7 protein-coding genes and 2 pseudogenes are annotated in these 8072 nt (G+C 68.9%); 6 read left to right on the top strand and 3 right to left on the bottom strand.

Annotated elements, in window-relative coordinates; translation table 11 throughout:
* Positions 1 to 79 precede the first annotated feature (79 nt).
* The gene (gene ilvD / locus ACGFIZ_RS27070) at positions 80 to 1927 is read left to right on the top strand and encodes a dihydroxy-acid dehydratase (protein WP_393423704.1); all 1848 of its coding nucleotides are present in this window, start codon (positions 80 to 82) and stop codon (positions 1925 to 1927) included.
* 80 nt (positions 1928 to 2007) lie between these two features.
* The gene (locus ACGFIZ_RS27075; protein WP_393423706.1) at positions 2008 to 2325 is read left to right on the top strand and encodes a hypothetical protein; all 318 of its coding nucleotides are present in this window, start codon (positions 2008 to 2010) and stop codon (positions 2323 to 2325) included.
* Between the two features lie 109 nt (positions 2326 to 2434).
* Here the strand turns inward: ACGFIZ_RS27075 and ACGFIZ_RS27080 are convergent, their stop codons facing one another.
* Complete coding sequence (locus ACGFIZ_RS27080; protein ID WP_393423722.1) at positions 2435 to 4210, bottom strand: enoyl-CoA hydratase-related protein; 1776 nt, start codon at positions 4208 to 4210, stop codon at positions 2435 to 2437.
* A gap of 159 nt (positions 4211 to 4369) precedes the next feature.
* Between ACGFIZ_RS27080 and ACGFIZ_RS27085 the strand changes: the two are divergent.
* Positions 4370 to 4492, top strand: a pseudogene (locus tag ACGFIZ_RS27085) (DUF397 domain-containing protein); the annotation flags it as partial.
* 168 nt (positions 4493 to 4660) lie between these two features.
* On the opposite strand, the gene ACGFIZ_RS27090 reads toward ACGFIZ_RS27085, so the two are convergent.
* Positions 4661 to 5029: a type I restriction-modification system subunit M N-terminal domain-containing protein gene (locus ACGFIZ_RS27090; RefSeq protein ID WP_393423708.1), complete on the bottom strand. Its 369-nt coding sequence runs from the start codon at positions 5027 to 5029 to the stop codon at positions 4661 to 4663.
* Between the two features lie 109 nt (positions 5030 to 5138).
* On the opposite strand from ACGFIZ_RS27090, the pseudogene ACGFIZ_RS27095 reads away from it, so the two are divergent.
* Positions 5139 to 6438: pseudogene (locus ACGFIZ_RS27095) on the top strand (IS256 family transposase).
* Between the two features lie 27 nt (positions 6439 to 6465).
* Here the strand turns inward: ACGFIZ_RS27095 and ACGFIZ_RS27100 are convergent.
* On the bottom strand, positions 6466 to 6597 hold the full coding sequence (locus tag ACGFIZ_RS27100) for a hypothetical protein (RefSeq protein ID WP_393423710.1): 132 nt from the start codon (positions 6595 to 6597) through the stop codon (positions 6466 to 6468).
* Positions 6598 to 7019: 422 nt separating this feature from the next.
* Here ACGFIZ_RS27100 and ACGFIZ_RS27105 point away from each other — a divergent pair, with 422 nt between their 5' ends.
* Complete coding sequence (locus ACGFIZ_RS27105) at positions 7020 to 7487, top strand: hypothetical protein (RefSeq protein ID WP_393423712.1); 468 nt, start codon at positions 7020 to 7022, stop codon at positions 7485 to 7487.
* The gene (locus ACGFIZ_RS27110; protein WP_145775489.1) at positions 7484 to 7837 is read left to right on the top strand and encodes a type II toxin-antitoxin system RelE/ParE family toxin; all 354 of its coding nucleotides are present in this window, start codon (positions 7484 to 7486) and stop codon (positions 7835 to 7837) included. The genes ACGFIZ_RS27105 and ACGFIZ_RS27110 overlap by 4 nt, the downstream gene beginning before the upstream one ends.
* Positions 7838 to 8072: the final 235 nt, after the last annotated feature.

Here is an 8072-nt window from a genome sequence, read left to right on the forward strand (position 1 = left end):
GGGGTACCGGGTGTGCATCTGTTGGGACGCGGTGTGCGCGGCTGGGAGCGGCCCGGCCGGTGGTGTCAGACTGGTAGGCATGCCTGAGCTGCGGTCGAAGACCTCCACGCACGGTCGGACGATGGCCGGCGCCCGGGCCCTGTGGCGGGCCACCGGGATGACCGACGACGACTTCGGCAAGCCGATCGTCGCCATCGCCAACAGTTTCACCCAGTTCGTCCCCGGCCACGTACACCTCAAGGACCTCGGCGGCCTGGTCGCCGACGCGGTGGCCGAGGCCGGCGGGGTGGGCCGGGAGTTCAACACGATCGCCGTCGACGACGGCATCGCCATGGGCCACGGCGGGATGCTCTACTCGCTGCCCAGCCGCGAGCTGATCGCCGACGCGGTGGAGTACATGGTCAACGCGCACTGCGCGGACGCCCTGGTCTGCATCTCCAACTGCGACAAGATCACTCCGGGCATGCTGCTGGCCGCGCTGCGGCTCAACATCCCCACCGTGTTCGTCTCCGGCGGCCCCATGGAGGCCGGCAAGACCGTCGCGATCGAGGGCGTGGTCCACTCCAAGATCGACCTGATCGACGCGATGATCGCCGCGTCGAACGAGTCGGTCACCGAGGACCAGCTCGGCGCCATCGAGCGCTCCGCCTGCCCGACCTGCGGCTCCTGCTCCGGCATGTTCACCGCCAACTCGATGAACTGCCTGACCGAGGCGATCGGCCTGGCGCTGCCCGGCAACGGCTCGACGCTGGCCACCCACGCCGCGCGCCGGTCGCTCTTCGTCGAGGCCGGCCGCACCGTCGTGGAGATCGCCAAGCGCTGGTACGACGGCGACGACGCCTCGGTGCTGCCCCGCGCGATCGCCGGCCGGGCCGCGTTCGAGAACGCGGTCGCCCTGGACGTGGCGATGGGCGGCTCGACCAACACGATCCTGCACCTGCTCGCCGCCGCCCGCGAGGCCGAGCTGGACTTCGGCGTCGCCGACATCGACGCGATCTCCCGCCGGGTGCCCTGCCTGGCCAAGGTCGCCCCGAACTCGCCGCAGTACCACATGGAGGACGTGCACCGGGCCGGCGGCATCCCCGCCATCCTCGGCGAACTGGACCGCGCCGGCCTGCTCAACCGGGACGTGCACGCCGTCCACTCCCCCACGCTGGAGCGCTGGCTCGCCGACTGGGACGTCCGCGGCGGCTCCGCCACGCGGGAGGCGGTCGAGCTGTTCCACGCCGCCCCGGGCGGGGTGCGCACCACCGAGCCGTTCTCCACCACCAACCGCTGGTCGTCGCTGGACACGGACGCGGCCGGCGGCTGCGTGCGGGACCGGGAGCACGCGTACTCGGCCGACGGCGGGCTGGCCATCCTGCACGGCAACCTCGCGCCGGACGGCTGCGTGGTGAAGACCGCCGGGGTGCCCGACGAGTGCCTCACCTTCCGCGGGCCGGCGCGGGTCTTCGAGTCCCAGGACGCCGCCGTCGAGGGCATCCTGAACAAGTCGGTGGCCGCCGGGGACGTGGTGGTCATCCGGTACGAGGGCCCGAAGGGCGGCCCCGGCATGCAGGAGATGCTCTATCCCACCTCGTTCCTCAAGGGCCGCGGGCTGGGCCGGTCCTGCGCGCTGCTCACCGACGGCCGGTTCTCCGGCGGCACGTCCGGCCTGTCGATCGGGCACGTCTCCCCCGAGGCGGCCTCCGGCGGGCTGATCGCCTTGGTCGAGGAGGGCGACGAGATCGCCATCGACATCCCGAACCGGTCGATCGAGCTGAACGTGCCGGCCGACGTCCTGGACGCCCGGCGCGTCGCGCAGGAGAAGCGCGACCGCCCGTACACCCCGGTGGACAGGGAGCGGCCGGTGTCGGCGGCCCTGCGCGCGTACGCCTCGATGGCCACCTCGGCCAGCGACGGCGCCTACCGCCGCGTCCCGGACTAGCCGCCGTGGCGCGGTTGGCGGACGCCAGGCTCATTACTAGAGTGCGCTGAGCGCCCCTCCACGTGACACACCGTGATCTGGTGAACAGCTTCTTCAGACTGGCAGAAGCAGCAGGCTCAGCCAGCGAAGAAGCTTCTCATCTGATCAGCTTCTACTCGGTGGAATGCGGCATGAAGGCTGCCGCGCTCCTACGAGCAAAGCTGCAGACCACGGATCAACTGCCTCGGGATCTTCTCAGCCACGACCTTCGACGGCTGGCCAGTCACCTTCGCCTCTCCCCTGCTGAGTACCAGATGCTCGCGCCCTGCCGGCGGCGTGCTCCGGCCACGGCACAGCGCTCGGCGCGCTGCACCTTGATCGTCCTCAGGAGTCCGCCGCATATGCGAACGTTTGGATGAGCATCGATGCTCTCGCTCTCGACCAGGCACAATCGAGGCGACTCATCGACAAGATCATTGGAGAGGTTCATCATCAACGGCCTTGCCTGTTCCCGCAGCCCCGCCAGAATCACTCGCCTTGAGGGGGCGGGAAGTTCGATTCCTGGTACCCGCCGCGATACCGTCTCGCTGCGACCGGCGGTGTAGCGGGTTGTTTGAGGACGAACCGAGCGAGCGCCTGCTGAAAGTCGCTACCGGCGAAGTCCCGGAAGATGGTGGTGAGCTCAGCTCGCGATGTCGCGGCTTCGGCCTCGGCGCTTGGGGCGTCTCTCACCTTCATGACGCGCCGATCGACCTGGGCGCCGTAGTTCCTGCTGAACTCCACGATCCATTCGGTGAGCGCGGGCCCGGTGAGTCCAGCAGGAGCGAGGTAGTCCACCAAGCCCTGTCGGTGGGCCTGGTAGGCACTCAGGGGCAGGCACTCATTGAGAAGGGCATGCCGGTCTGCTGGGTCTGGCATGCGCCCGGGCAGCGTCAACGTGTGGTACTCGGAGCCGGTAAGCCCGCCCATGCTCTTGTAGTGGTAGTTGAGGACCCGCCCCTCCTCGGCGACCACCACGCTTCCGCACAGGGAAAGGAAAGCCCCACCCGCACCAGCATCCCCGTCCGCGACCACGATGACGTGCCGCCCCGCACGGCGCAGGCGGAACAGCATCTCAGCGACCTCGTTGATCGCCGAGATGTTGCGCCGCGCCTCGGCCTGCATGGGGGAGCCACAGCCCGGATCCGCAGCGTAGATGTGGTTTAGGTGGATTCCGTTACCGAACGGGTCGGCGCCACCTCCGCGCAGTACGACTCGACGGATGTCCGGCAGCCGCTCGACGTACGCAAGCGCCCTGGTGACACGTTGACAGAACTCCGTAGACCACGCGCCGTTGTACGCGGCGGCGGTGACGATAGCCAGGGTGCTGTCGGGGAAGGATATCCGTATCGGACGGTACCCTGGCCCCGGTCCCTGCCCGGTCCACCGCAAGGGCAGGTACCGCCCTTGCTGACCGATCCATGCGGCAGCGGGAAGCTTGAACGCGGGACCGTGCTGGGCAGGAGGCTTGGGCTTGACGTAGCCGACCCACACACTCTCCCGGTACCCGTCCCCAGTGCGCATGCCCACGGCCACCCGGATGGCCCCGTTCGGCTGCCACTCCACCACGTCACCTGGGTCCGCATCCCCGTTGACCGGCCCGCCCAGGTGGACGTCATACACGTACACCTGGTGGCCGGCCAACTCGGTGAGCACCCCAGGGCTGCCGTCCCGGGCAGCGGCGTTCCAGACGATGTCCTCTGCCGACATAGTCCAGTGAATCTCGCAGTCTCGCTGGCGCATCGGGTCGTTCCACCGGCCCAGCACGTCCGGCTGGGACTCGTCGAGCGGCATCGGGGCCCCGAGCCCGGCCAGCACGTGGTCGATGCCGGCGAGGAACGCAGCCCGGTTGAGGTGGGAGTACAGCCAACTCTTGGTCGCCGGCCAGGACGGATAGGGAAAACTCGTGGTGTAGACCACCGGACCGGTGTCCCACCCCTCCTCGGCGAGGAGGACGGTGTTCCCACCGAGCGGATCCCGGCGGACCCGTCCCCAGTCGATGGAGGACGGCCCCCGGTCGCCCAAGCGCCCCGGATGGTTGATGAGGACCCGATCGTAGAGCTCCGCAGGGACCCGTTTGGTCAAGGTGGGAGCTATCACGATGTCCGGGGCATGCTGACCTACCGCTGCGATCATGTCCTCGGAGGTCGATGCCGGATGAAACGCGGTTTGGACACGCCGGTCCCGTAGGTGACAGTACGCGGCCATCGTGGCTCCGCCGAACCCGTCGGACAGCAAGAGAACCTTGCGGTTCCCATACGGCACGTTCAAGAATGCTCACCTCACCCGGGTCCGCTGCACCAGTAGGCGACAGGGGTAGCCACGTGGCCTGAGTGGCCGGTCAGTGCATGATGGTCTCAAATTCAACGGGGGTCAACCGAGACAGCGACCGCTGCCGTCTGCGGCGGTGGTAGCCGGTTCATCATGGCTGACCTGACCAGCGCCCGGTGGCGCAAGAGCACCCGCAGCGGCAGCAACGGCGGCGAGTGCGTCGAGGTTGCCGACAACCTGCCTGGCCTCGTCGCCGTACGCGACAGCAAGGACCCGGCCCCCGTGAACCGCACCGCCCGGACGACCTCGTCGACCTCGTCGACGACCTTCTCAGCGATGATCGGGGTTCCGTTGTCCATGAGGGACTGGAACAACTCCGTCAGCGCCGCCTTGCCGCGCTCCTCGCGGGGGATCTCGGCGGCGGCCTTCTCCGCGGCCACCACGTCACCGGCGAGGGCGAACAGCTCCTTGAGGAAGTCCGCTGGCCTGCTTGGCGTCGGGCAGCTTGTCCTTGTTCGTCCAGGCGGCGTTGCCGAAGATGCCGTACAGCACGTCCGGGTTGGCCTTCCCGATCGCGCGGAAGGCGGTCACCAGGGCCTGCCCGACGTTCTCGGTGCGGGCGCGCATGTCCTCCCACAGGCAGCCGGACGGGATGCCGAAGCGGTGGTTCTCGGGGACCGACGCGTACTCGTGGTCGCCGTCCGACTCCGCCAGCGCCCGCTCGTACTCCTCGGTGTAAACGTCGCTGATCCGCTTGAAGAACATCAGCGGGAAGATGTACGCCTTGAAGTCCGCTTGGTCGATGCTGAGCAATGCTCGAAACCTGTGGATGAGCGCCGTGGGGGCGTACCCTCCCGGCCAGTTCCAAGTCCAAGGAATCGAGTAGAGCCCGCGCGCGAACGCGGGTCGGGAAGGTACGCCCGTGCTTACCGTAGTCAACCCGGAAGAGCCCACGCCATCGGCGGTGCCGCAACTGGCCGCGCCCGGCGGGTCGTTGATCGACGAGATCGTGCGTGATGGTGCGCGACGGATGCTGGCCGCGGCGTTGGAGGCCGAGGTCGCCGCGTACATCGCCGCGCACGCCGACGAGCTCGACGCCGACGGCCGCAGGATGGTGGTACGCAACGGCCACGCCCGGCCGCGGCAGGTGCTCACCTCGGCCGGGGCGGTCGAGGTCGTGGCGCCGCGGGTCAACGACAAACGCGTCGACGAGACGGGTGAGCGGCGGCGGTTCGCCTCGGCGGTCCTGCCCGCGTGATGCCGCAGGTCCCCGCAAATCAGCGAGGTGCTGCCACTGCTGTATCTGCACGGCCTGTCCTCGCAGGACTTCGTGCCCGCCCTGGAGCAGTTCCTGGGCACCAGCGCCGGGCTGTCCGCGGCCACGATCACCCGGCTGACCGTGCAGTGGCAGGACGAGGCCCGCGCCTTCAACGCCCGGGACCTGTCGGCGGCCGACTACGTGTACGTGTGGGCCGACGGCGTGCATCTGAACGTGCGCCTCGACGAGGCAAAACTGTGCCTGCTGGTGATCGTCGGAGTGCGCGTCGACGGCCGTAAGGAACTCGTCGCCCTCGCGGAGGGCTACCGCGAGTCGCCCCGGGTCGTGGGCCGACCTGCTACGCGACTGCAAGCGGCGGGGCATGCGCGCCCCGATCCTGGCCGTCGGCGACGGCGCGCTCGGGTTCTGGAACGCGCTGCGTGAGGTGTTCCCCGAGACACGGGAGCAGCGCTGCTGGTTCCACAAGATCGGCAACGTCCTCGCCGCCATGCCGAAATCCGCTCATCCCGGGGTGAAGAAGGCCCTCGCCGAGATCTGGAACGCCGAGGACCGTGACCACGCCCGCCGCGGCGTGGCCGCGTTCAAGCTCGCCTACGGCGCGAAGTTCGGCAAAGCCGTCGCCAAGGTCGTCGACGATCTGGACGAGCTCCTCGCGTTCTACGACTTCCCCGCCGAGCACTGGGTACACCTGCGCACCACGAACCCGATCGAGTCGACCTTCGCCACGGTGCGACACCGCACCAAGGTCACCAAGGGGCCCGGCTCCAAGGCCGCCGGCCTCGCCATGGCATTCAAACTCATCGAAGCCGCCCAGCAGCGGTGGCGGGCGGTCAACGCACCGCACCTCGTCGCTCTGGTACGCGCCGGCGCCCGCTTCGAACGCGGCAAACTCGTCGAACGACCCGCAGCCGAGCCCGTCACCAGCACGGCCACGGCTGCCTAATCAAGATTTCTCATCCACAAGTCTTGACTATTGCTCGTCGATGCTTCCGCGCAGCAGATCAGCGGCTTTGGCCAGATACTGCTCCAGCTCCGACAGACTCAGCGGAATGGCGAGTGTGTCATGGGTCGTCGCGGAGACCCGCGCGTATCGATCGGTCACGTCGGGCACCGGTCCACGGCCATGTTTGTTGCTGTCTCCTCGGGGGTTGCCGGCATACCGCCATGCCGGTCTCCTACCGTAACGGGCAGGCAGACAGCGAGGAATCCTCCGGGCCGGTGGCAAGAGCGTGTCGCTGGTTGCGCGGTCAGTCCAACCGGCCGGGTCCGGCATGCTGATGGCCTACGCGGTGACCAACTCACTGGCCCTGATCGCCTGGTTCATCAGCCCCGACGGGCTCGCGGAGATCGTCCCGGCCAAAGCACCGCCGTGAGCGCGCAGCCAAGGGTGACTGCGGTGAGGGCCACGGGTCAACCGGCCGCTGTGGGCTAGCCATCCTGACCAGCAGCAAGGGCCCTCACCGCGGGTGGGCCCCTTCGCCATGTCCTGGCAATTCCGCCCACCTCTGAAGTAGTGTTGATGTCATGTCGATGCCGTTGGAGTCCGTGCCGTTCTCGGAACTGCTGCGCCAGCCGGCGGAAACCACCGAGCGGCTGGCCCGCGCTCGCGCGGTGCGGCTGCGCCGCCGCGACGCCGCCGACCTGGTACTGATGTCCGCCGACCGGGCGGAAGCCGAGGGCGAGGTGGTGGACCTGACTGCCCGGCTGCTGGCCAGCGTGGTGCGCCGGGACCCGGCCCTGGTGCGTGAGGCGCTGCCCACCGTGCTGCCCTGGGTGCGATTCCTGCCGCCCGGAGACCTCGAGCAGATGGCCAGCGAGTTCGTCGACACGGCGGAGGCGGCCGCGGCGGTGGGCAACACCGCAGCAGTATCGCAGTTGCTCACCGAGTGGCGGCACACCGCCGAGATCCACGCGGACCCCGACCTGCACCGGGTCCTGGCCGCGTCGAGCGCCGGCGACTTCGGGCCGGTGGCGCGCCCTGCCGGCGAGTGAGCGCGAAGCGAGGCGACCGGGCGGCGCCGCCACCACGCCCCGGCGGCTACACCCTGCGGTTCGCCACGAACGACGCGGCCAAGGGCTGGGAGGAACTGTGCCGCCAGGCCGCGGCCAACACCCGCGCCGCGTTCGACGCCATCGAGGCCAACCCCTGCCCGTCCCCGCCGACCAGCCGCCAGCACCCCCTCAAAGGCTCCCTCGCCACCACGGGGCACAACGGAAAGACGCTGCCGCAGTGGCAGTACGAGGTCACCGCCGGCGGCCGCATCTGGTACCTGGTCGACCACGACACCCGCACCTGCTGGATCAAGCACGCCGGCACCGGACACCCCAAGGCCACCGACTAACAACCTCCAGAAGTCACCCTCCAGGGAGCGCGCAAGGGCGGCGTCGGATACCGGCTATGTCTCGATCGAAGCGAAGTCAAACCAGCTGAGATGAGAACACCTCGGGGGCCACCGACTCCTGCGGGTGAGCCCGGACTAGGCGCAACGCCGCTCGGTTAAGGTCCGGCGGGTGTTTCGCAATGGTTTGTGATGATGTCGATCGCGATGGTGGCTTTGTAGCTATGCCGGTCTACGT

Source organism: Micromonospora sp. NPDC048830, from assembly GCF_043198215.1.
In the GTDB taxonomy this organism is placed as follows: domain Bacteria; phylum Actinomycetota; class Actinomycetes; order Mycobacteriales; family Micromonosporaceae; genus Micromonospora.

Excerpts from the sequence above, each read along its gene's own strand:
- ilvD (WP_393423704.1), top strand. The coding sequence starts at position 80 with ATGCCTGAGCTGCGGTCGAAGACCTCCACGCACGGTCGGACGATGGCC.
- ACGFIZ_RS27105 (WP_393423712.1), top strand. The coding sequence starts at position 7,020 with ATGTCGATGCCGTTGGAGTCCGTGCCGTTCTCGGAACTGCTGCGCCAG.